The organism is Mesorhizobium sp. Arg314, assembly GCF_053714275.1.
The window spans coordinates 132,102-152,870 of the sequence record NZ_JBSKBP010000008.1 but is presented as its reverse complement, the minus strand read 5'-3'; the positions used below and the strand labels follow the sequence as shown (position 1 = coordinate 152,870).

24 protein-coding genes are annotated in these 20,769 nt (G+C 63.9%); 10 read left to right on the top strand and 14 right to left on the bottom strand.

The annotated features are described in order from the left end of the window. Positions 1–17 precede the first annotated feature (17 nt). The 3 genes from ACWGS9_RS11230 to ACWGS9_RS11220 all read right to left on the bottom strand — a co-directional run bounded on the left by ACWGS9_RS11230 (position 18) and on the right by ACWGS9_RS11220 (position 2,557). Positions 18–584 carry a TIGR02281 family clan AA aspartic protease gene (locus ACWGS9_RS11230; RefSeq protein ID WP_454505306.1) on the bottom strand — a complete coding sequence of 189 codons (567 nt, stop codon included), beginning with the start codon at positions 582–584 and terminating at the stop codon, positions 18–20. A 203-nt stretch (positions 585–787) separates the two neighbouring features. Beyond that, positions 788–1,417 (bottom strand): uracil phosphoribosyltransferase, encoded by a 630-nt coding sequence (gene upp / locus ACWGS9_RS11225; protein ID WP_027165262.1) that lies wholly within the window; start codon positions 1,415–1,417, stop codon positions 788–790. A 165-nt stretch (positions 1,418–1,582) separates the two neighbouring features. Beyond that, positions 1,583–2,557 (bottom strand): adenosine deaminase, encoded by a 975-nt coding sequence (locus ACWGS9_RS11220; RefSeq protein WP_454505305.1) that lies wholly within the window; start codon positions 2,555–2,557, stop codon positions 1,583–1,585. A gap of 168 nt (positions 2,558–2,725) precedes the next feature. Between ACWGS9_RS11220 and ubiE the strand changes: the two genes are divergently transcribed. The 5 genes from ubiE to coaBC all read left to right on the top strand — a co-directional run bounded on the left by ubiE (position 2,726) and on the right by coaBC (position 7,119). After that, a complete protein-coding gene (ubiE, locus tag ACWGS9_RS11215; RefSeq protein ID WP_454505304.1) occupies positions 2,726–3,502 on the top strand; it encodes a bifunctional demethylmenaquinone methyltransferase/2-methoxy-6-polyprenyl-1,4-benzoquinol methylase UbiE in 777 nt (258 codons plus the stop codon). Positions 3,503–3,544: 42 nt separating this feature from the next. After that, the gene (gene ubiB / locus ACWGS9_RS11210) at positions 3,545–5,119 is read left to right on the top strand and encodes a 2-polyprenylphenol 6-hydroxylase (protein ID WP_454505303.1); all 1,575 of its coding nucleotides are present in this window, start codon (positions 3,545–3,547) and stop codon (positions 5,117–5,119) included. 76 nt (positions 5,120–5,195) lie between these two features. Next, positions 5,196–5,456 carry a FitA-like ribbon-helix-helix domain-containing protein gene (locus ACWGS9_RS11205; protein WP_320214753.1) on the top strand — a complete coding sequence of 87 codons (261 nt, stop codon included), beginning with the start codon at positions 5,196–5,198 and terminating at the stop codon, positions 5,454–5,456. Further along, positions 5,453–5,860 carry a type II toxin-antitoxin system VapC family toxin gene (locus tag ACWGS9_RS11200; RefSeq protein WP_454505302.1) on the top strand — a complete coding sequence of 136 codons (408 nt, stop codon included), beginning with the start codon at positions 5,453–5,455 and terminating at the stop codon, positions 5,858–5,860. Before ACWGS9_RS11205 ends, ACWGS9_RS11200 begins: the two co-directional genes overlap by 4 nt. 26 nt (positions 5,861–5,886) lie before the next feature. Next, the gene (gene coaBC, locus ACWGS9_RS11195) at positions 5,887–7,119 is read left to right on the top strand and encodes a bifunctional phosphopantothenoylcysteine decarboxylase/phosphopantothenate--cysteine ligase CoaBC (RefSeq protein WP_454505393.1); all 1,233 of its coding nucleotides are present in this window, start codon (positions 5,887–5,889) and stop codon (positions 7,117–7,119) included. On the opposite strand, the gene ACWGS9_RS11190 is transcribed toward coaBC, so the two are convergent. The 9 genes from ACWGS9_RS11190 to ACWGS9_RS11150 form a co-directional block, all read right to left on the bottom strand. Further along, on the bottom strand, positions 7,116–8,582 hold the full coding sequence (locus tag ACWGS9_RS11190; protein ID WP_454505301.1) for an MFS transporter: 1,467 nt from the start codon (positions 8,580–8,582) through the stop codon (positions 7,116–7,118). The genes coaBC and ACWGS9_RS11190 overlap by 4 nt on opposite strands. Positions 8,583–8,735: 153 nt before the next feature. Then, complete coding sequence (locus tag ACWGS9_RS11185; RefSeq protein ID WP_454505300.1) at positions 8,736–9,218, bottom strand: DUF992 domain-containing protein; 483 nt, start codon at positions 9,216–9,218, stop codon at positions 8,736–8,738. 85 nt (positions 9,219–9,303) lie between these two features. Further along, positions 9,304–9,780 (bottom strand): DUF992 domain-containing protein, encoded by a 477-nt coding sequence (locus ACWGS9_RS11180; RefSeq protein WP_454505299.1) that lies wholly within the window; start codon positions 9,778–9,780, stop codon positions 9,304–9,306. A 153-nt stretch (positions 9,781–9,933) separates the two neighbouring features. Then, the gene (locus ACWGS9_RS11175) at positions 9,934–10,512 is read right to left on the bottom strand and encodes a DUF4274 domain-containing protein (RefSeq protein WP_454505298.1); all 579 of its coding nucleotides are present in this window, start codon (positions 10,510–10,512) and stop codon (positions 9,934–9,936) included. A 141-nt stretch (positions 10,513–10,653) separates the two neighbouring features. Then, positions 10,654–11,505: a tetratricopeptide repeat protein gene (locus ACWGS9_RS11170; RefSeq protein ID WP_454505297.1), complete on the bottom strand. Its 852-nt coding sequence runs from the start codon at positions 11,503–11,505 to the stop codon at positions 10,654–10,656. A 132-nt stretch (positions 11,506–11,637) separates the two neighbouring features. Then, a complete protein-coding gene (gene rpsU / locus ACWGS9_RS11165) occupies positions 11,638–11,904 on the bottom strand; it encodes a 30S ribosomal protein S21 (protein WP_027165252.1) in 267 nt (88 codons plus the stop codon). Positions 11,905–12,080: 176 nt separating this feature from the next. Next, complete coding sequence (locus tag ACWGS9_RS11160) at positions 12,081–12,467, bottom strand: SET domain-containing protein (RefSeq protein ID WP_454505296.1); 387 nt, start codon at positions 12,465–12,467, stop codon at positions 12,081–12,083. A gap of 109 nt (positions 12,468–12,576) precedes the next feature. Next, positions 12,577–13,335, bottom strand: a complete 759-nt coding sequence (locus ACWGS9_RS11155; RefSeq protein ID WP_454505295.1) for an SDR family oxidoreductase — start codon at positions 13,333–13,335, stop codon at positions 12,577–12,579. A 102-nt stretch (positions 13,336–13,437) separates the two neighbouring features. Then, positions 13,438–13,809: a DUF2568 domain-containing protein gene (locus tag ACWGS9_RS11150; protein WP_454505294.1), complete on the bottom strand. Its 372-nt coding sequence runs from the start codon at positions 13,807–13,809 to the stop codon at positions 13,438–13,440. Between the two features lie 209 nt (positions 13,810–14,018). Between ACWGS9_RS11150 and ACWGS9_RS11145 the strand changes: the two genes are divergently transcribed. The 5 genes from ACWGS9_RS11145 (at position 14,019) to ACWGS9_RS11125 (ending at position 19,632) form a co-directional block, all read left to right on the top strand. Further along, on the top strand, positions 14,019–15,272 hold the full coding sequence (locus ACWGS9_RS11145; RefSeq protein ID WP_454505293.1) for a sarcosine oxidase subunit beta: 1,254 nt from the start codon (positions 14,019–14,021) through the stop codon (positions 15,270–15,272). Between the two features lie 84 nt (positions 15,273–15,356). Further along, a complete protein-coding gene (locus ACWGS9_RS11140; protein ID WP_320214743.1) occupies positions 15,357–15,653 on the top strand; it encodes a sarcosine oxidase subunit delta in 297 nt (98 codons plus the stop codon). Further along, on the top strand, positions 15,650–18,658 hold the full coding sequence (locus ACWGS9_RS11135) for a sarcosine oxidase subunit alpha (RefSeq protein ID WP_454505292.1): 3,009 nt from the start codon (positions 15,650–15,652) through the stop codon (positions 18,656–18,658). Before ACWGS9_RS11140 ends, ACWGS9_RS11135 begins: the two co-directional genes overlap by 4 nt. Continuing rightward, positions 18,651–19,235: a sarcosine oxidase subunit gamma gene (locus tag ACWGS9_RS11130; RefSeq protein ID WP_454505291.1), complete on the top strand. Its 585-nt coding sequence runs from the start codon at positions 18,651–18,653 to the stop codon at positions 19,233–19,235. Before ACWGS9_RS11135 ends, ACWGS9_RS11130 begins: the two co-directional genes overlap by 8 nt. 172 nt (positions 19,236–19,407) lie before the next feature. Further along, the gene (locus ACWGS9_RS11125) at positions 19,408–19,632 is read left to right on the top strand and encodes a hypothetical protein (RefSeq protein ID WP_320214740.1); all 225 of its coding nucleotides are present in this window, start codon (positions 19,408–19,410) and stop codon (positions 19,630–19,632) included. 86 nt (positions 19,633–19,718) lie between these two features. Here ACWGS9_RS11125 and ACWGS9_RS11120 read toward each other — a convergent pair whose 3' ends face one another. Beyond that, positions 19,719–19,946 (bottom strand): DUF680 domain-containing protein, encoded by a 228-nt coding sequence (locus ACWGS9_RS11120; RefSeq protein WP_454505290.1) that lies wholly within the window; start codon positions 19,944–19,946, stop codon positions 19,719–19,721. A gap of 167 nt (positions 19,947–20,113) precedes the next feature. Next, a complete protein-coding gene (locus ACWGS9_RS11115) occupies positions 20,114–20,758 on the bottom strand; it encodes a TetR/AcrR family transcriptional regulator (RefSeq protein WP_454505289.1) in 645 nt (214 codons plus the stop codon). Positions 20,759–20,769: the final 11 nt, after the last annotated feature.

Here is a 20,769-nt window from a genome sequence, read left to right as displayed (position 1 = left end):
AATTGCTCACGTGGACGTTACTGAACGAGCAGCAGCGCGCCGTCCTGGACCTGGTATTTCTGCAACCGCTGCAGGAAGCTCATGCCGATCAGATTGACCTGCAGCGCCCTGTCGTCGAGCACCATCGCCTGGACGTTGTCGATCGCGATCTTGCCGATCTGCAGGTGGTCGACCGTCACCACGGCGGCCTTGATCGCGCCGTTGGCGGTGTTCACCTCGCGGTTGAAGTCGGAAGGGTTGAGCGAGATGCCGATCCTGCGCGCGGTCGAGGTGTTGATGGCGACCATCGTCGCGCCGGTGTCGATCATGCCGTCGATCTGCCGGCCATTGAGCTTGAACTGCGATGTGAAGTGGCCGCGCCCATCGGCATTGATCAGCACCTGGCGGCCGAGCGGCATCGGCGGCGCCGGCTTGTCCGGCACCGAAGCGAGATTGACCTGCGGCGGCGGCTCCGGCACTGCCGGCTGCGAGGCGACGGTCGATTTCAGCAGACCATCCACCAGATGCGGATTCGCCTGATAGACGATCGGAATCGAAGCCGAGGTTCCGGCAAAGATGCCAAGGATGAGAAGCTTGCGCAGCATGGATGCCCTTAGAGCGTTTCACCGTTTCACGGAAACGGTGAAACGCTCTATCTCCTTTTTTACGCAATTCCGGACGGAAAACCGCTACGCACTCTTCCTGGAATTGCCCGAGCGAGGCTGCATCCTTAAGCCGATATGGTGTTTTGAACTTTAACGTGCGCCGGAACCGCGCGGTTGTGTAAACGCGCGGTAAACGGCTGCGCTCACTTTGTCCCGTACATGCGGTCGCCGGCGTCGCCGAGGCCGGGCATGATGTAGCCCTTGTCGTTCAACTGGCGGTCGATCGAGGCGGTGAAGATCGGCACGTCCGGATGCGCTTTGGTGAAGCGCTCGATGCCTTCAGGGGCAGCGAGCAGGCAGAGGAAGCGGATGTTGGTGGCGCCGCGGCCCTTCAGCTTGTCGATCGCGGCGATCGCCGAATTGGCGGTTGCCAGCATCGGATCGACGACGATCACCAGACGGTCGGCAAGATCGCTCGGAGCCTTGAAGAAATACTCGACGGCTTCCAAAGTCTCATGGTCGCGGTAGAGGCCGATATGGGCGACGCGCGCCGCCGGCACCAGGTCGAGCAGGCCTTCGAGCAAGCCGTTGCCGGCGCGCAGCACCGAGGCGAAGACCAGCTTCTTGCCTTCCAGCGTCGGCGCCTCCATCTCCTCGATCGGCGTCTCGATCATGGTCGTGGTCAGTTCGAGGTTGCGGGTCACCTCGTAGCCGAGCAGGAGTGAAATCTCGCGCAGCAGCCGCCGGAAGCCGGCCGTAGAGGTCTCCTTCTTGCGCATGATGGTCAGCTTGTGCTGGACAAGGGGGTGGTCGACGACGGTGACGCCCTGCATGATGTGCTCCAACTGGTTCGCAGTGGGTGGTGAATAGTCAGTAGTGAGTAGTGAATAGTGAGCCGATTTGCGAGTCCTCGCCTCGGGGAAAGCTCCGGCCTTCAACCGATCTATGCGCGCTCGGCCAAATCCATAACTACTGACTACCGACTACTCCCTACTCACTCACCGCATCTTCGCATCCAACCGGCCTAGCAGCATCGCTTTGGTCTTCTTGTCCACGAACGCTGCCTCGATGGCCGTTCTGGTGATCCCGGCGAGCGCCTTGTCGTTCATCGCAAATTGCTCGGCGGCGATATCGTATTCCCGCTTCAGCGACGTCCAGAAATAGGGCGGGTCGTCGGAGTTGAGCGTCACCTTGCAGCCGGCGGCGCGCAGCGCCGTAAAGGGATGGTCGGCGAAGCTGTCGAACACTTTCAACGCGATGTTGGAGCCCGGGCAGCATTCCAGCACGACGCCTTCGGCGGCGATGCGGCGGACGAGGTCCGGGTTCTCGATGGCGCGAACGCCATGGCCGATGCGGGAAGGGCGGATGTGGTCGAGGGCCGCCTTGACACTTTCCCAGCCCATCAGCTCGCCGGCATGGATGGTAATGCCGAGGCCGGCTTCGCGCGCGATCTCGAAAGCGCGCACATAATCCTCGAAATCGCCGATGCGCTCATCGCCCGCGACGCCGAAACCGGTCACCAGCGGATGCCCGCAACGCGCCGCAAAGCGTGCTGCCTGCTCGATCGCCTCGACCCCGACATGGCGCACGCCGGTGACGATCATGCGGCCCTCGATGCCGGTCTTGGCCCTGGCGCGGGCCATGCCTTCGCCCAGCGCATCCGTATAGGCCTTCGGCGACAGGCCGGCCTTTTTCGCATGGTCCGGCGAGGTGAAGACCTCGGAATAGATGGCGCCGTCACGGGCGAGGCTGGTCAGATAGTAGTCGGCGAGGCGCGCATAGTCCTCTTCCGTGCGAAACAGGTCGGAAGCGAAATCGTAGGCGGCCAGAAACGAGGTGAAATCGTGCCAGACGAAAGAGCCGTCGCGGATATAGGGCGATGGATCCTTGCCGTATCTGCGGGCCTGGCCGACGACAAGCTCGGGCGCCGCCGCCCCTTCGATGTGGCAATGCAGTTCGGCCTTCAAAATCATGCGGTCATCTCGTCCGGTATGCTGCTCTCGCACAGATTCTGGCCGGAAAATCATGCGGGACCTTTCTCGACCGGGTTTTGGAAGCGCGGCCGAAAACCGCGCCTTGGACAATAGCGTCGGCACCATCGATCGGCTATGGTCCCGCCGGTTTTATGACGGATCAAAATAATGTCAGTTGAGAGAACCACGGCCGCGGGCGGCATGGAAACCTCCTATGGTTTCAGGAAGGTCGGGGAAGGCGAGAAGCAGCCCCTGGTCAACGACGTCTTCCATAAGGTGGCCAATCGATACGACCTCATGAACGATCTGATGTCGGCGGGGTTGCATCGGTTGTGGAAGGACGCGATGGTTGCCTGGCTCAACCCGCCGAAACGTCCGGGCTGGAAGGTGCTTGATGTCGCCGGCGGCACCGGCGATATCGCCTTCCGCATCGTCGAGGCCAGCCAGCGCCAAGCCCATGCCACGGTGCTCGACATCAACGGCTCGATGCTGGCCGTCGGCCGCGACCGCGCCGAGAAGCAGGGCCTTGCGGCAAACACCGACTTCGTCGAGGCCAATGCCGAGGCGCTGCCTTTCGAGGACGGTACGTTCGACGCCTATACGATCGCGTTCGGCATCCGCAACGTGCCGCGCATCGAGGTCGCGCTTGCCGAAGCCTATCGTGTGCTGAAGCGCGGCGGGCGGCTGCTATGCCTCGAATTCTCCGAGGTCGATATGCCGTTGCTCGACAAGGTCTATGAGACCTGGTCGTTCAACGCGATCCCCAAGATCGGCAAGGCGGTGACCGGTGACGGCGAGCCCTATTCCTATCTCGTCGAATCCATCCGCAAGTTTCCCAACCAGCAGAATTTCGCAGCGATGATTACCCGCGCCGGCTTTGGCCGCGTCACTTTCCGCAACTATTCGGGCGGTATCGCCGCCCTTCATTCCGGCTGGAAGCTTTGAGGCAGGCCCTTTGAAGCAGGCCCTTTTGAATAAGGCTTGGCAATGAGCAGCGTCGCCGCGGCTTTCAGGCTCGCCCGGGCCGGCTGGGTGCTGGTCCGCGAGGGCGTCGTCGCGGCATTGCCGGGCGAAGAACTGTCCGGCATGCCGAAATTCGGCTGGCGCGTGGCGCGGCTTTTTACCCGCCGCCGGGCGCTGAGCTATCAGCGTGGCGACAGGCTGGCGCGAGCCGTGGTGCGGCTCGGACCTTCCTACGTCAAGCTCGGCCAGTTCCTGGCAACGCGGCCCGATGTCGTCGGCAACGACATGGCGCTCGACCTCGCGCTCTTGCAGGACAAGATGCACACCTTCCCGAAGGCGGAGGCGGTTCACGCGATCGAAGCCTCGCTCGGGCGCAGGATCGACGATCTCTATGCCAGCTTTGGAGATCCCGTTGCCGCCGCCTCGATCGCGCAGGTGCACGGCGCCGACGTGGCTCGTGAGGGAACGACGTCGCGCGTGGCGGTGAAGGTGATCCGGCCCGGCGTGCGGCGCCGCTTCTTCCAGGATCTCGAAAGCTATTTCCTCGCCGCCCACCTGCAGGAGAGATACATCCCCTCGTCACGCCGGCTACGCCCGGTCGAGGTGACCCAGACGCTGGCCCAGACCACCAAGGTCGAGATGGATCTGAGGCTCGAGGCGGCGGCGCTTTCGGAACTCGGCGAGAACACCAAGGACGATCCGGGTTTTCGCGTGCCCGCGGTCGACTGGGAACGGACCGGCCGCGACGTGCTCACCATGGAGTGGATCGACGGCATCAAGATGAACGATCTCGCCGGCCTTGCCGCCGCCGGTCACGACCTCAAGGCAATTGCCGCCAATCTCATCCAGTCGTTCCTGCGGCACACACTGCGCGACGGCTTCTTCCACGCCGACATGCATCCGGGAAACCTGTTCGTCGAGGCGAGCGGCACCATCGTTGCCGTCGATCTCGGCATTGCCGGGCGGCTCGGCAAGAAGGAGCGGCGCTTCCTCGCCGAGATACTCTACGGCTTCATCGTGCGCGACTACCTGCGCGTCGCCGAGGTGCATTTCGAGGCGGGCTACGTGCCGCGCCAGCACAATGTTTCGGCCTTCGCGCAGGCGATCCGTGCCATCGGCGAGCCGATCCACGGCCAGTCGGCCGAGACCATCTCGATGGCGAAGCTCCTGACGCTGCTGTTCGAGGTTACGGAACTCTTCGACATGGCGGCGCGGCCGGAACTGATCCTGCTGCAGAAGACAATGGTCGTCGTCGAGGGCGTTGCGCGCACGCTCGATCCGGCCTTCAACATGTGGAAGACGGCGGAGCCGGTGGTCGGCGACTGGATCGCCGGCAATCTCGGTCCGCGCGGGCTGCTCACCGATGCGCGCGACGGCGCCAAGGCGTTGTTGGCGCTGGCAAGGCAGGCGCCGGACCTTGCCGTCCGCACCGACCGGCTGTCGCGCGAGATCGACCTGATGGCCGAAAACGGCCTGCGCTTCGACGAGGCAACCGCGCGCGCCATAGGCAAGGCCGAAGCGCGCCACACCCGCTCCGGCCGGGTGGCACTGTGGGTGATCGCGCTGACTTTGATCTACATTGCGTGGAGATTGCTTTAGCCGCATGCAATGACTGCAATGCTAGCATTGCAGTCATTAATTGCCTTGCCTATATTGAAAGCCAAGGAGCAGCGTCATGAGCACCATCACAATCCGTAATCTAGATGACAGCGTGAAACAGGTCCTGCGCCAGCGCGCTGCGGCACGGGGCGTCTCGATGGAACAGGAGGCCCGAGATGTCTTGCGTGAGGCAACTATCCCTCAAGCCAAGCTGCGGACCGCAGGGTGGCGGCTGAAAGCTTCTCGTGACGAAATCCTGGCGCTTGGGCGGAAACCTGAACGTCCATTCGATCTCAAGGCGCTTACGGATCAAATGTGGGACGAGGGGCTTCTATGACGGTCGCGGTCGATACGTCAGCGCTAATCGCCATTATTGGAGCGGAGCCGGACGCCGGTGAGCTTATCGATGTCTTCGGTACATCGTCTGCCGCACTGATAAGCGCTGCGAGCCTCTTGGAGGCGCATTGCGTTGTCTGTCGGTCAAGCGGTGGGATCAGCGCTGCCGAGCTACAGGTACTTGTCGACCGCCTTGAGCTTACCGTTGTTCCGTTCGATTCGGCGCAGCTTGAAGCTGCACGACTTGCCTATTCTCGATATGGTCGAGGATCTCGTCATCGCGCCGCCCTGAATATGGGCGATTGTTTCGCCTACGCGCTGGCTAAGACGCGCAATCTGCCGCTGCTCTTCAAGGGTGACGACTTCATCCATACCGATATCAAGCCAGCGCTGAGGTCGGAATGACAAAGGGCAAGGAACTGGTCATTGGGATGGCCCTCTCCGGCAAACGCATCCTGCTCATCATCGGTGGCGGCATCGCCGCCTACAAGGCGCTCGACCTGATCCGGCGGTTGCGCGAACGCGGCGCTTCTGTTCGGGTGGTGATGACGGCTGCCGCGCAAGAATTCGTCACCACGCTGTCGGTCGGCGCGCTTTCCGCGGATCATGTCTTCACCGAGCTGTTCGACCGCAATGACGAGCATGATGTCGGCCATATAAGGCTGTCGCGCGAGGCCGACCTCCTGGTCGTGGCGCCGGCCACCGCCGACCTGATGGCGAAGCTCGCCAACGGCCATGCCAACGACCTTGCCTCGACCGTGCTTCTGGCCACCGACAAGAAGGTGCTGATGGCGCCGGCGATGAACCCCAAAATGTGGTCGCACCCGGCGGCGCGGCGCAACCGGGCGACCTTGCAGAAGGACGGCATCGCCTTTGTCGGTCCAGCCAAAGGCGAGATGGCCGAAAGCAACGAGGCGGGCGAGGGCCGCATGGCCGAACCGCTGGAGATCGTCGCCGCGATCGAGGCCATGCTCGACGTGAAGCCGAAGCTGCTTGCCGGCCGCAGGATCATCGTCACATCTGGGCCGACGCATGAGCCGATCGACCCGGTGCGCTACATTGCCAACCGTTCCTCGGGCAAGCAGGGCCATGCCATCGCGGCCGCACTTGCAAAGCTCGGCGCCGATGTGCGGCTCGTCTCCGGTCCGGTCACCATCGCCGATCCGGCCGGTGTTGCGACCACTCATGTGGAAACGGCCGCCCAGATGAAGGAAGCGGTCGAGCAGCTGCTGCCGGCGGATGCCGCCGTGTTCGTCGCGGCGGTGGCCGACTGGCGCACGGCGAACGCCGCCGGCGAGAAGATCAAGAAGGTGGCGGGCGAGGGACCGCCCTCATTGCAGATGGTCGAGAACCCGGACATCCTGGCCGGCATCGGCCATCATGCCCAGAGGCCCAGCCTTGTCGTAGGCTTCGCCGCCGAGACACAGGACCTCATCGCCAATGCCGAGGCGAAGCTCAAGAAAAAGGGCGCCGACTTCATCGTTGCCAACGACGTTTCGCACGAAAGCGGCATTGGTCCGACCGGTGTGATGGGCGGCGACCGCAACAAGGTGCGCATCGTCTCCAGGACCGGCGTCGAGGAATGGCCGGAAATGGGCAAGGACGAGGTGGCGGCGCGGCTCGCCGCGCTCATCGTGGAGCGGCTGCAGTCGATCGTCGTTTAACTGGCAGCTTCCTGTGGCCGTGTGGGCGGCAGCGCGATTCTGAGCGCCGCCAGGCATCCAACAATTCCAAGCGGCACGAAAGCCAGGAACAGCCAGCCGGCGACATTGGCCGCAGCTTCGCGGGTCAGCCCTTCCGAGAAGCCGCAGGCATTGGCGATGATGCCGGCAAGTGCTGCGCCCACCGCATAACCAATGCGCTGCATGGTCGGCACCGCCGCCGAGGCGATGGTCTGCTCGCCGTCGCTGGCCGAGGCGACGATGACGCGGGTCAGGAACGGCCAGGAAACGCCGAAGCCGCCGCCCTGCAACAGAGCGCAGAGCAGGATCAGCGGTATCGAACCGGTTGGAATTGCATAGGCGAAGCCGGCAAGGCCGGCGGTGATCATCAGCGCACCGATGACGATGATCAGTCTTTCACGTTCCAGCGGCGCATTGGCGACGGCTATCGACAGAATCGACCAGGCGATCGATTCGGCAGCGATGATGTAGCCCGTCGTCAGGATCGGGATATCGTGCAGTGTGGTGAGCAGCAACGGCCCGTAAATGGCGAAGGTGCAGGTCGCCACGGAAAGGGCGGCAACCATGATCATGCCGCTGCCGAGCGGTGAGTTCCAGGAGAAGAGTTGCGAGGGAAACAAGCGCGAGCGCGGCTTCAGCGCATCGACGCGGAAGAACAGCGCAAGACCGGCAAGGCCGAGCAGTATGAACAGCGACGAGCGCAGCAGGGCGATGTCGACGCCGGCCGCGGCGATCAGCACGATGCTGACTGCAAGGCAGCCCAGCGCGACGAAGGGAAAGGACGGCGCCGTGCCGGCGCTGACCTGCGGTCGCTTCGCTTGTGGCGTGCTGAGCACAGCAAAGCTTGCCAGAGCCACTGCCGCGCCGCCAAGCGTGAAGACGCCGAAGGCCCAGCGCCAGGACAAAAAGTCGACCATGATCGCGCCGAGCATCGGGCCGCTGAAGGCTGCGACGCCCCAGATCGCCGACATGATGCCGAAAAGCTGCGGCCAGATGTTGCGCGGGAACAGCCGCTCGACGGAAACGAAAGCGAGCGACACCAACGCGCCGCCACCCAGGCCTTCGATCAGCCGGCCGGTCAGGAAGACCGGCATCGAGGGCGCCGTGGCGCAGACCAGCGCCCCCACGGCGTAAAGCAGGGCAGCCGCCATCATGTTGGTGCGCAGCGCGACGTAGCTGACCAGCCGGCCGGCGGCGGCACCCGCGACGATGGCGCCGAGTTCGTAGACGGCCAGCGACCAGCCGACGAACTGGACGCCGGCAAGGTCGCCGACCATCGCCGGCATGACGGTTGCGATCATCGTTTCGTTGGTGGCGTGGAGCAAGATGCCGAGGCTGATGAAGCAGAACCGCGCCAGGTCGCCGCTGGCCCACAGCGCCCGCCAATCTACCTTATTCGGTGCCACATTGTTGCCGCCCGTCTTGTCGCCACTTGTTGCCGTCACGTCGATCTCCTGCTTGCGATTCGCAGCCTCATCCGCATTGCGAATGGGCGCCAGATCCAGTTCGGCAGGGCTTGTAGAACCTCAAGCGCGGTTGAGCTCAAGAGGCTTTTTCGTGTTCGCGGCGGGCATGGCCGATCGGTCCTGGTGGAAAAGTCAATTTGCGCTGCTTCGCAGCTGGAACTGGCTGACGCCGATGGCGATGTTGAGACCGGTCTGGGTCTGCACGCTGAGCGGCTGCAGGGTGAAGGCGTTGCCGGTGCCGCCGACCAGCAGGTTGGCGCCGGCGCCGACCGCGGCGGTCACTTCGGCGCTGGCGCCGACATAGTCTCCGGCAAGCGCGCCTGGGGCATAGATGTTGTTCATGGGCGTCAGCACCAGCCAGCGCATCACGCTCTGGGTGGTGGTGCCGATGTCGAGGCCGTATTTGTTGACGGCGCCGAAATAGGCTTCCGGCGCGAAGGTCTTGTCGGCGGGCGTGAAGGTGCAGCTTAGATCCTTGCTGGAGCCGAAGACGAAACCGGTGCCGCCGCCGATGGCGCAATCCAGCACACCTAGCTCGACACCACCGGTCTCCGCTCGAGCCACTCCTGCCAGAGCCGCGATCGCGATGGCGGCTGCGGCGATGATCCTCGACATAGTGCTCCCCCAAAAGAATGCGGCCCGGAACGGTTACAATGTCCTGTTCCGGGCCGCGCGTATAGGGAGCGGATCTGGCCGTGCCTTACTTGTAGGAGTGGACCAGATCCAGCGACGCCACCGCGACGGCCAGGTTGACGCCGGTCTGCGCCTGGACGCTGAGCGGCTCCAGCATGAAGGCGCCGTTCAGGCCGCCAACCAGGAGATTGGCGCCGCCGCCGGTTACCACGCTCGCCTCGGCATTGACGCCGTAATAGCTGCCGGCGAGGTCGCCCGCCTCGTGATGACGGGTTGCGGCAAGCACTGCCCAGACGAGCTGGCCCTGATGCGTCTGGCCGAGATCGACGCCGAGCTTGGAGATCATGCCGGTATACCGCTCGTCCGGCCCGTGGTGAAACGGGCGGAAGGTGCAGGAGACGCCCTTGTTCGACGTGATGACGTAGCCGACGCCGCCGTCGATGGTGCAATCGAGCGTGCCGAGCTGGACCGTGCCGGCGCTGACCGGAGAAGCGAGGACCGTGGCGGCAACGGCGGCAGCGGCACAGGCAAGTGTCTTGATCATTGGAAAGGTCCTTTTGCGAAAACTTGGCCCCGGCTTGAAACGGTCGAGGTGCATTGAGCGTTCCGCCGAAAACTTGGCGCGAACATGGCAAAGGGTAACGCATCGACCCCGACGGTTAATGTGGAATGACAATGGCTTGCGGCGTTCGAGCGATCAGTGGCGCCACAGGCGTCCAAATGCCGACAGGGCCTTGCTCAAAGGACCGCTGTTGTCCGGATCGCCCTGGTCCGGCAGCTCGATCAGCACGGTGCCGTGGAAGTCCCTGGGATATCGCTGGTAGAAGTCGATGTCGTTGACGATCCGCCGTCCACGCAGGGCGCGCTTCATGTCCGGATGCGGCTTCAGCGGCGGATTGGCCAACCGCCTTGCATTTTCGGCGAGTTCGTCGAAATCGTCGCGCGTGTTGTCATCCACGTCGTAGGCGATCTTCGAACGGACATAGCCTTTTTCGTTGATGCGCTGCGCGATGAATTTCAGCATGCCCCAGGTCGGATCCTGGCTGTCGTCCGATCCGCCGTTCTCCACGGCCAGGATAAGGTGGTAGGCCGGCTGTCCCATCCAGAACATGGTCAATGCCGTGGCCTTGTCGCATTGCGACTGGCGCGCGATCCACAACAGCGGGTCGATGTCCCAATCCCAGTTGAAGTCGAGCACGGCCCGGTGCCAATCGTCCGGAGAGGCTTTTTCCAGCCAGGCGATCTGCTCCCGGATGTTCTTCTCGTTCTCATCCATCGGGATGCCGACCGGTGTTGCGGATGACCAGCCCCTGCCGGCCTCACCCGCTACCTTGACACGTAATGGTTGCGATTTGCCTGCGCCGGCGCGGCAAGTGGAACGATATCGAGGCCGGCGTCGTGAAACGCCGGCTCGCAATCAGCTGGCGTTGCCGCCGGTGCGCGACAGGCCGTCCTTGGCCGGCTGGTAGTTCGGGTCGAGGTGGACAGCCTCGCGGTAAGACTTGGCCGCCCGCACCTTGTCGCCGCGCTTTTCGTAGATCAGCGCCTGGTTGGCCCAGGCCTCGGCATTCTTGCCGTCGAGCTTGATGGCCATGTTGAAGTCGCTGAAGGCGTTGTCCTCGTCGCCTGTCGCCAGATAGGAGAGGCCGCGACCGTTGTAGGGCTCGGCGGCGTCCGGCGCCAGCGAGATCGCGGTCGAGAAATCCTCGATGGCGAATTTGTGCTGACCCTGGCTCTGATAGATCAGGCCGCGATTGTGGTAGGCGCGAGCGTCCGTGGTGTCGAGCTGGATCGCCTTCTGGAAGTCGTTGAAGGCATCCTGGGTGCGGCCCGCCTTGCGGTAGAGATTGCCGCGGCCGATATAGGCTGCGTCGTAGTTGGCGTTGATCTGGATCGACCGGTTGTAGTCGGCGAGCGCGGCTTCCTGATTGCCCAGGAAGCGCTGGATGAGCGCGCGGTTCGAATAGGCCTGGTAGAAGTTCGGGTTGAGCTGGATGGCCTGGTTGAAATCCTTGAGCGCCGCCTGGTACTGGCCGCCGCGGCCATAGGCCGAGCCGCGCACGTTGTAGCCCTCGGGATCCTGCGGATTGCGCTGGATGACCGCCGAAAGCGAGGAGATATTCCCGCTCGACCCTTGCGCCTTGTCGATCGAGTTGAACTCACCCGTCGGGGCCGTCTGGCATGCTGCAAGCGTCAGACCCGAAAGCAGGGCCGCCGTCAGGGCGAAGCCGCGAAAAGCGGTTCTGCGCTCCACGGAAATTGCGTTCATCTTTGTCCTCACTGCCGCAGCGCCGTCAGTCCGTTCCCTCTCCGAACCGGCTTCTATGCATAAACAAAAGGGTGGCGGCGATTCCGCATCGCACCACCCTCGGTATCCTTCGAAAAGGACGAAAAATAGGCGTTATGAGCGCGGCGAGCGCGATGCTCCGGCAGCACCAGCCGGAGCCGGGCGCGGGGTCATCGGCAGAAGGCCTTCGCGCTGGGCGCGCTTGCGGGCCAGCTTGCGGGCGCGGCGCACGGCTTCCGCCTTCTCGCGGGCACGCTTCTCGGACGGCTTCTCGTAGTGACCGCGCATCTTCATTTCGCGGAAAATACCTTCGCGCTGCATCTTCTTCTTCAGCGCGCGAAGCGCCTGATCAACGTTGTTGTCGCGGACGAGTACCTGCACGGGCAATCCTGTCTTCGGGTTTGAAATCGTAGGCAAACAGCAATAGCTGACATGCCTTCGCGGCGAGCTGCACCGCGAATTGTGGCGGCTGATAGCAGAATCAGCTTGGGATGTCCACCGTCGATTGCGGAAACCGCGATCAAAAATCGAATAGCCGCAATCTCTTCACCAAAGCACTACGCGGTCGTCAGATGCAAGCGGGCGAAATCCTCGAAAAACTCGCCGTAGTCGCAAGTGATTTCCTCGCCGGCGGCTATGTCGCGGGTAGCGGTAGCGCCGCCATATTGCGAGAAATCCGTATTCGGCCGCTCGGAGTGGTTCATGAAGCGGCCATTGTCGACCTCATAGACCATGAAGCCGGGCTTGTCCGGGCTCGGATAGGCATAGCGGTCGAGCAGTTCCCTCAGATGCAGGCCTGCGGCTTCATATTTTTCCATCGGGATCAGCCGGTCGAAGTCGGGATCGAGGCGCCAGATCGAAGCGCCTTTCCGGACAGGGTCGGCGGCGAAGACGCCGACACCCTCGATGGCGCTCTGGGCAACATAGGTTCTGATCAGCAGCATCGTTCCGGTCCGATTTCGACGGGCAACCAAGATCGTCAAATCCGACCGGAATGCAAGGCCGCCGAACGACATTTCAGCGGGTGAGCATGTTTGCCGCCCGCCGAACGCATCACGTCCGGTTGATCGAGACGCCGCCATCGGCGAACAGCGCCGTGCCGGTGGTGAAGCTCGAGGCCTCAGAGGCCAGATAGAGCGCCGAGCGGGCGATCTCTTCCGGCCGCGCCATGCGCTTCAGGGCATGAATGCCTTCAACGAAGGCGCGGGCCTCGGGCGTGGTGGTCGTGGCGCCCGGCGTGTCGGTGCCGCCGGGCAACAGGGCGTTGACGCGCAGCCCCCTCGGGCCGTACTCGGCGGCCAGCACCTGCGTCAGCCCGATCAGGCCGGCCTTGGCGGCTGCATAGGCAGCCATGCCCGGCATGCCGGCGGTGTAGCCGACGAAGCTCGAGGTGAAGATCAGCGAGCCGCCGCCGCGTTCCAGCATGGCCGGTATCTGGTGCCTGGCGGCGAGGTAGGCGCTGGTCAGGTTGGTGTCCATCGTCTCGTGCCAGGTTGCCGGCGCCATGTCGGGCACCGGCCCCATCACGCCGACCGCGCCGGCATTGTTGAAGGCGATGTCGAGGCCGCCAAATCTGGCGACGGCGAGTTCGACGAGCGCCTTCGCATAGGCCTCGTCCCTGACATCGCCGGCAAGTGCAGCCGCCGTGCCGCCGGCCGCTTCTATTTCGTCGACCAGCGCGTCGAGTTCGGCTTGACGGCGCGCCGCGACGACGAGGATGGCGCCCTGCTCGGCGAACAGCCTGGCTGTGGCGCGGCCGATGCCGGAACTGGCGCCGGTGACGATGGCGACTTTATCTGTGAGTGCGAACATTTTCGTCATCCTTCCCTTGTGCCGGGCTCGCCGGCGATGGGAAGCGAGGTCGCAAATGAGGATGGCCGCGGCCACCCGAAACCCGCAAAGACCGCGGTCGGTCTACTGCCGCAACAGCCAACCCAGGCGGTCCCATGAGAAGGCGTAGCTGAGGGCAATCAGCAGCGCCATGACAATGCCCGCGGCCGCATGGCCGGCCAGATAGAATCCAGCGGCACCGCCAAACAGTACTACAAGTTCCAGCACCAGCCTGACGGCCCCCGGCACAGGCACCGGAGCCCGGCCCGATCGGCTCGGATCATTGGGCACGGCGAAGGTGCCCCATGACACAGCCGCAGCGAGCGGCAAGGCGATTGCGAGGACCCAGCGCCCGTACCCGGCCGGGTAGCTCCAGCCGGCCATGCCGAGGCCAAGCAACGCGGAAAGCTCGAGCAGAAAGCGCAGGGTCAGATTCCACCAGGCGTTACCCATCATTGTCCTCTAGCGTCACGCGACAGGAGTGTCGCCGAAGACGGCCACCGAAGCCAGACCGGATGCCTCGTTTTGACTGCGGCGCAAAACGGCAAGCGCCGTCGCAAACAGCGCAAGGATGGCAGCGCGGTTTCGCTAGTGATACACCTCGCAAGCCGGGGTAGCGATGCCCGGCCGCAAATCCGCGAAAGCTATTGGCGCGAGGCTGGAACGTGAAGAAATACTCGGTATTCGCCATTGCCCGAGAGGCGATGCGCGGCCACAAGGGCTGGGAAGAGCAGTGGACATCGCCCGAGCCGAAGAAGGAATACGACGTCATCATCGTCGGCGCCGGCGGGCATGGCCTGGCGACGGCCTATTACCTGGCGAGCGAGCACGGCATCACCAACATCGCGGTGCTGGAAAAGGGTTGGCTCGGCGGCGGCAACACCGGCCGCAACACCACCATCATCCGCTCCAACTACCTCTATGACGAAAGCGCCGGCATCTACGACCATGCGCTGAAGCTCTGGGACGGGCTGAGCCAGGAGCTCAACTACAACGTCATGTATTCGGCGCGCGGCGTCATGATGCTCGCCCACAATGTGCATGACGTCCAGGTGCTGAAGCGCCATGTCCATGCCAACCGCCTCAACGGCATCGACAATGAATGGCTGACGCCGGAGCAGGCGAAGGAATTCTGCCCGCCGCTCAACATTTCCAGGGAAGCGCGCTATCCGGTGATGGGTGCGGCATTGCAGCGGCGCGGCGGCACGGCGCGCCACGACGCGGTCGCCTGGGGTTATGCGCGCGGCGCCTCGGCGCGTGGCGTGCACATCATCCAGAATTGCGAGGTCACCGGCATCAAGCGCGCGGCCAATGGCGCGGTCAGCGGCGTGGAGACGACACGCGGCTTCATCGGCGCCAAGAAGGTCGGCGTGGTCGCGGCCGGCCATTCCTCGGTGATCATGAACATGGCCGGCGTGCGCATGCCGCTCGAAAGCTATCCGCTGCAGGCGCTGGTGTCGGAACCGGTCAAGCCGGTCGTGCCCTGCGTGGTTATGTCGAACACCGTGCACGCCTATATTTCGCAGTCGGACAAGGGCGAGCTCGTCATCGGCGCCGGCACCGACCAGTATGTGTCCTATTCGCAGACTGGCGGCCTGCACATATTGCAGCATACGCTCGATGCCATCTGCGAGATGTTCCCGATCTTCACCCGCATGAAGATGCTGCGCTCGTGGGGCGGCATCGTCGACGTGACGCCCGACCGCTCGCCGATCCTGGCGAAGACGCCGGTCAAGGGCCTCTACGTCAATTGCGGTTGGGGCACGGGCGGCTTCAAGGCGACGCCCGGCTCCGGCAATGTCTTCGCGCACACGATCGCGAAGGACGACCCGCATCCGATCAACGCGCCCTTCACGCTCGAGCGCTTCCGCACCGGCCGTCTCATCGACGAAGCGGCCGCGGCGGCGGTGGCGCACTGACGATGGGCCAAATGACCCTCCAGCCGCTCTGCTATCAACCGGCCGGCGCGCGCGTCGGTCACGGCAAGTTTTAGGATCACCCAGATGCTTCTCATCCGCTGCCCCTATTGCGAGGAAGAGCGCCCGGAACTCGAGTTCCGCAATGCCGGCGAGGCGCATATCGCGCGCTCGGCCAACATGGCCGGCGAGAGCGACGACGATTTCGAGAAATTCTTCTTCATCCGCGCGAACCCGAAGGGCGTCATCTATGAGCGCTGGCGGCATATCCATGGCTGCGCGCGCTTCTTCAACGCGGTTCGCGACACCGTCACCGACAAGTTCGTCATGACCTACAAGGCCGGCGAGCCGAAGCCCGCGAAGTTGCCTGGAGCCTCGAAATGAACGCCGCGTTCCGCATTTCCGGCGCCGGTCGCCTCAGCCAGGCGAAGACAGCCTCCTTCAGCTTCGACGACAAGTCCTATACCGGCATCGAAGGCGATACGCTCGCCTCGGCGCTGCTCGCCAACGGCGTGCATCTGGTCGGCCGCTCGTTCAAATATCACCGCCCGCGCGGCTTCCTGTCGGCCGGCGCGGAGGAGCCTAACGCGCTGGTGCAGGTCGTGCGCGACGATGCGCGCAAGACGCCCAATGTGCGGGCCACGGTCCAGGAGCTTTATGACGGGCTGACCGCCAATTCGCAGAACCGCTGGCCGTCGCTCGCCTTCGACGTCGGCGCGGTCAACGACATCGCCTCGCCGCTGTTCTCGGCCGGCTTCTACTACAAGACCTTCATGTGGCCGAAGTCAGCCTGGAAGAACCTTTACGAGCCGAAGATCCGCGCAGCGGCCGGTCTTGGCGTTTCTCCCGACAGGCCGGATCCGGATCACTATGCCGCGCGCTACGCCCATTGCGAGGTGCTGGTGCTGGGCGGCGGCGCTGCCGGCATCGCGGCCGCACTTGCCGCAGCCGAAACGGGCGCGCGGGTGATCCTCGCCGACGAGCAGGCCGAATTCGGCGGCAGCCTGCGCTTCGAAAGCGGCGCCAGGATCGACGGCGAGACCGGCTATGCCTGGGCGCAGGCGGCGATCGCCAGGCTGAAGGCGATGGACAATGTGCGCGTACTCTCGCGCACGACCGCCTTTGGCTATTACGCGCAGAATTTCGTCGGCCTGGTCGAGCGGGTCAGCGACCATCTCAAGAGCCCGGGCCGCGAATTGGCGCGCGAACGCCTGTGGCAGATCCGCGCCAATCGCGTCGTCATCGCGACCGGCGCCATCGAACGGCACATGGTGTTCGCCAACAACGACCGTCCCGGCGTGATGCTGGCTTCGGCGGCGCGTACCTATCTCAACCACTATGGCGTGGCGGTCGGCAGGAATGTCGGCGTCTACACGGCCAACGATTCCGCCTATGCCGCCGCGATCGACCTCAAGAAGGCCGGCGTCAACATCGCGGCCATCGTCGACCTGCGCGACAACCCGTCGGGACCGGTGATCGACGAGGCGAGGGGCCTCGGCATCGAGATCAATTTCGGCCGCGCGGTGGTCAGCGCCGGCGGCAAGCTGCGCGTGTCCTCGATGACCGTGCAGCCAAAGAATGGCGGCGGCGAACGGACCATCCCGGTTGACGCCATCCTGATGTCGGCCGGCTGGACGCCGTCGGTGCATCTGTTCTCGCAGTCGCGCGGCAAGGTCGCCTTCAACGACGAGACCAAGCGCTTTGTGCCGGGGACCTATGCGCAGGACTGCGTCTCGGTCGGGGCCTGCAACGGCACAGACGGACTGGCCGCTTCGGTCGAAGAGGCTTATGCGGCCGGCGCCAAGGCGGCGCAGGAGGCCGGCGGCAAGGATTCCAGTGTCAAGACGGGCAAGGGCGCGAAGCCGAAGGTCGATGCCGGCGAAGGCTGGTCGCGCGGCATGCTGGGCGCGGCGCCCGGCGCCGGGCCGGACACAAGGGTCAAGGCTTTCGTCGATTTCCAGAACGACGTCACCGCCAAGGACATCCGCCAGGCGGTGCATGAAGGCATGCACTCGATCGAGCATGTCAAGCGCTTCACCACCAACGGCATGGCGACCGACCAGGGCAAGACCTCGAACATGCACGGCCTGGCGATCGCCGCCGAGACGCTCGGCAAGCCGATCCCGCAGGTCGGCCTCACCACCTTCCGCGCGCCCTATACGCCGGTGACCTTCGGCTCGATCGTCGGGCATGCGCGCGGCGCCCTGTTCGATCCGACCCGGCGCACGGCAACACATGGCTGGGCGGCTTCGCAAGGTGCTGTGTTCGAGGATGTCGGCCACTGGAAGCGCGCCTGGTATTTCCCCAAGGCCGGCGAGGACATGCATGCCGCCGTCGACCGCGAATGCGTGACGGTGCGAAAAGTGGGCGGCCTGTTCGACGCCTCGACGCTCGGCAAGATCGAGGTGGTCGGGCCGGACGCGGCGAAGTTCATGGAATTGCTCTACACCAATCCATGGGAGAAGCTGGAAACCGGCCGCTGCCGCTATGGCATCATGCTGCGCGAGGATGGCTTCATCTATGACGACGGCGTCGTTGGCAGACTGGCGCCCGATCGCTTCCATGTGACGACGACGACCGGCGGCGCGCCGCGCGTCATGAACCACATGGAGGATTACCTCCAGACCGAATTCCCGCATCTCAATGTCTGGCTGACTTCGATCACCGAGCAGTGGGCGGTCATCGCCGTCCAGGGACCGAAGTCGCGCGAGATCATCGCGCCGCTGGTCGAAGGCATCGACATGTCGGATGAGGGGATGCCGCATATGTCGGTGCGCGAAGGCAAGATCTGCGGCGTGCCGACAAGGCTGTTCCGCATGTCCTTCACCGGTGAGCGTGGCTTCGAGGTCAATGTGCCGGCCGACTATGGCGAGGCTGTCTGGGAAGCGCTGTGGGCCGAAGGCCAGAAGCATGGCGCGACCGCCTACGGCACCGAGTCGATGCACGTGCTGCGCGCCGAGAAGGGCTACATCATCGTCGGCCAGGACACCGACGGCACGGTGACGCCGAACGATGCCGGGCTCGACTGGGCGGTCGGCAAGAAGAAGACCGACTTTGTCGGCATCCGTGGCCTGACCCGGCCAGACCTTGTGGCCAAGGGCCGCAAGCAGCTCGTGGGCTTGAAGACCAAGGATCCGAAGGTGGTGCTGGAAGAGGGCGCGCAGATCGTCGACGATCCGAAGCAGGCGATCCCGATGAAGATGATCGGTCACGTCACCTCCAGCTATTGGTCGGAGAATTGCGGCCGCTCGATCGCGCTGGCGCTTGTCGCCGGCGGCCGCGACCGCATGGGCCAGACGCTCTATGTGCCGATGCCGAACGGCACGATCGAGGTGGAGGTCACCGGCATGGTGTTCGTCGACGAGAAGGGAGAGCGCCTCAATGGCTAAGGCCGCCGCCAAGACAAAAGCCGCCGTCGCCTCCGCTTCCGTCGAGCGGCGTCCCGCACTGGCTGGCCGCACGCTGTCGGCGCCAGGTGTGAAAGTCGAGATGCTGCCTCCGGCCGAGCGCGTTTCGCTGCGCGCGCCGCAGGCTTCGCTCGCAGCGCTTTCCAAGGCGCTAGGCGTAACGCTGCCGGCCAAGCCGAAGACCTCGGCCACGAAGGACGGGCGCACGGCGCTGTGGCTCGGACCGGACGAATGGATGATCATCGACGAGGCGGGTAAAGATCCGCTCGCCGACTGCGCCAAGGTGACAGTGCTGCATTCGGCAGTCGGCATCTCGCACCGCAATGTCGCCATCTCGGTCACCGGGCCAGCAGCAGCCGTGACGGTCAATGCCGGCTGTCCGCAGGACCTGTCGCTCGACGCATTTCCGGTCGGAGCGGCCTCGCGCACCATTCTGGGCAAATCCGAGATCGTGCTGTTGCGCACAGCCGCGGATTGCTTCCGGGTGGAGTGCTGGCGTTCCTTCTCGGACTATGTCTTTACTCTGCTATCGGAAGCGGCGAGCGACGCGGCGAACTGAGCTTTGTAGCGGTCGGTTCGAAGGAATTATCGCCGGTCCGCGCCGTTTCCGCGGCTGGAGCGGTTCGGCTTCTCAGAACGCTGACCCGCTCCAAGCGTTTGTTGTGACGCATTTCCGGACGGAAAACCGCTCCGCACCTTTCCCGGAGCTGCTTTAGCAAGGGAGATTGCCGATGCCATCCAAGACCGCGCCGAAATCGCCCAAAAAGACGCCCGCCGTCCGCTCGCTGGAGCATGAAAGGCGTCACGAGGTTGAGGAAGAAGAACTCGAGGAGGGTCTCGAGGACACATTCCCGGCCAGCGATCCGGTGTCGATCACCGGAACATCCATTTCCGGCGGACCGGCAAAGCCCGGCAAGGCCAAAACCGTGCCGGGAATGAAGTCGCGTAAGAAATAGGCTTGGGTGGATCGCTCATGGCCCGCAGAAAAAAGGGCGGCCAAGTGCCGCCCTTTTCGTTCGAGGTGTTGCCGATAGCACTTAATTTAGAGGCCGGGCACGAACCACGGGCTGACGTCGATGCCAAGCCGTGGGCTCTTGGTCTGGGCCTTTGCGGTGTCAGCCTTTTCGACCGAGCCGGTCGCGGTGCAATCAAGAACCACATTGGTCTGGGTGCAGGCAGCCGGGGCATGCTTGACCGGCTGCTTCGCACCGGCAAAAGCAGCGCCCGAGAAAGCCAGCACGGTGGCGAGAGCAAGGATGGTCTTCTTCATTTCCGTCTCCTGTCAATCTTGTTCGTACATGTACGATGCAATGTACAGATACGGTTAATGGAGGCGAAATTCAAGAACAAATTTGTACGTGTACGACAACTTTTTTTGAACGTAGGAATTCGCCCGCGCACATCAAGCGACCGACGACACAATGCCGGCGAAAGGGATCAGCAGTCGATCGGTGTCTCGGTGAGGGGAGGAACGTCGCGCACCGACAGTCCCGCCAGCGTGAAATCGCACATGCGCTTCACATAGGCCTGCGCGTCGCCGAACGGGTAGAAGGGAAAAGTGATCAAGAGCGAGATCGTGCCGTGGCCGACCGTCCACAGCATAGTGGCGATGGCGCGCGGGTCGCCCTTGAGCTTGCCGGCGTCAACACAGGCCTCGACGCGTTTGATCAGCACTTTCATGGCCGGATTGCCCTCTTCCATGTCCTCGTAGCTTCGCCCCTCCGGCAGCTTGGTCTTCTCGGTCATGAAGACGGTGCGGTATTCGTTGGGATTGCCAAGGCCGAAAGCAGCGTATTCGGTCATCACTGCCTGCAGCGCCTCGATCGGGTCGTCGGCGGGGTGCTCCTCGATGCGCCGCGCCAGCGTTTCGAAGGCGTCCTCGGCAAGTGCGAACAGGATGTCCTGCTTGTCGGCGAAATAGGAATAAACCGACATCGGCGCATAGCCGACGCGCTTGGCAAGCTTGCGGATGGTCAGGCCCTCATAGCCCTCCTCCTGCACCAGCTTGTGAGCTGCGGCGACCAGTTCCGAGCGAAGCTCTGCCTTCTGTTTTTCGCGGCGTTTCTGAACGCTCAGCGCCAATGTCCGCCTGC

Bases quoted from the DNA above. Each gene is read 5' to 3' on its own strand.
- ACWGS9_RS11135 (WP_454505292.1), top strand. From the start codon at position 15,650: ATGAACGCCGCGTTCCGCATTTCCGGCGCCGGTCGCCTCAGCCAGGCG.
- ACWGS9_RS11185 (WP_454505300.1), bottom strand. From the start codon at position 9,218: ATGTCGAGGATCATCGCCGCAGCCGCCATCGCGATCGCGGCTCTGGCA.
- ACWGS9_RS11120 (WP_454505290.1), bottom strand. From the start codon at position 19,946: ATGAAGAAGACCATCCTTGCTCTCGCCACCGTGCTGGCTTTCTCGGGC.
- ACWGS9_RS11220 (WP_454505305.1), bottom strand. From the start codon at position 2,557: ATGATTTTGAAGGCCGAACTGCATTGCCACATCGAAGGGGCGGCGGCG.
- ACWGS9_RS11175 (WP_454505298.1), bottom strand. From the start codon at position 10,512: ATGGATGAGAACGAGAAGAACATCCGGGAGCAGATCGCCTGGCTGGAA.
- ACWGS9_RS11125 (WP_320214740.1), top strand. From the start codon at position 19,408: ATGCCATCCAAGACCGCGCCGAAATCGCCCAAAAAGACGCCCGCCGTC.
- upp (WP_027165262.1), bottom strand. From the start codon at position 1,417: ATGCAGGGCGTCACCGTCGTCGACCACCCCCTTGTCCAGCACAAGCTG.
- ACWGS9_RS11200 (WP_454505302.1), top strand. From the start codon at position 5,453: ATGACGGTCGCGGTCGATACGTCAGCGCTAATCGCCATTATTGGAGCG.
- ACWGS9_RS11230 (WP_454505306.1), bottom strand. From the start codon at position 584: ATGCTGCGCAAGCTTCTCATCCTTGGCATCTTTGCCGGAACCTCGGCT.
- coaBC (WP_454505393.1), top strand. From the start codon at position 5,887: ATGGCCCTCTCCGGCAAACGCATCCTGCTCATCATCGGTGGCGGCATC.
- ubiB (WP_454505303.1), top strand. From the start codon at position 3,545: ATGAGCAGCGTCGCCGCGGCTTTCAGGCTCGCCCGGGCCGGCTGGGTG.
- ACWGS9_RS11170 (WP_454505297.1), bottom strand. From the start codon at position 11,505: ATGAACGCAATTTCCGTGGAGCGCAGAACCGCTTTTCGCGGCTTCGCC.
- ACWGS9_RS11155 (WP_454505295.1), bottom strand. From the start codon at position 13,335: ATGTTCGCACTCACAGATAAAGTCGCCATCGTCACCGGCGCCAGTTCC.
- ACWGS9_RS11160 (WP_454505296.1), bottom strand. From the start codon at position 12,467: ATGCTGCTGATCAGAACCTATGTTGCCCAGAGCGCCATCGAGGGTGTC.
- ACWGS9_RS11140 (WP_320214743.1), top strand. From the start codon at position 15,357: ATGCTTCTCATCCGCTGCCCCTATTGCGAGGAAGAGCGCCCGGAACTC.
- ACWGS9_RS11205 (WP_320214753.1), top strand. From the start codon at position 5,196: ATGAGCACCATCACAATCCGTAATCTAGATGACAGCGTGAAACAGGTC.
- ACWGS9_RS11150 (WP_454505294.1), bottom strand. From the start codon at position 13,809: ATGATGGGTAACGCCTGGTGGAATCTGACCCTGCGCTTTCTGCTCGAG.
- ubiE (WP_454505304.1), top strand. From the start codon at position 2,726: ATGTCAGTTGAGAGAACCACGGCCGCGGGCGGCATGGAAACCTCCTAT.
- ACWGS9_RS11180 (WP_454505299.1), bottom strand. From the start codon at position 9,780: ATGATCAAGACACTTGCCTGTGCCGCTGCCGCCGTTGCCGCCACGGTC.
- ACWGS9_RS11130 (WP_454505291.1), top strand. From the start codon at position 18,651: ATGGCTAAGGCCGCCGCCAAGACAAAAGCCGCCGTCGCCTCCGCTTCC.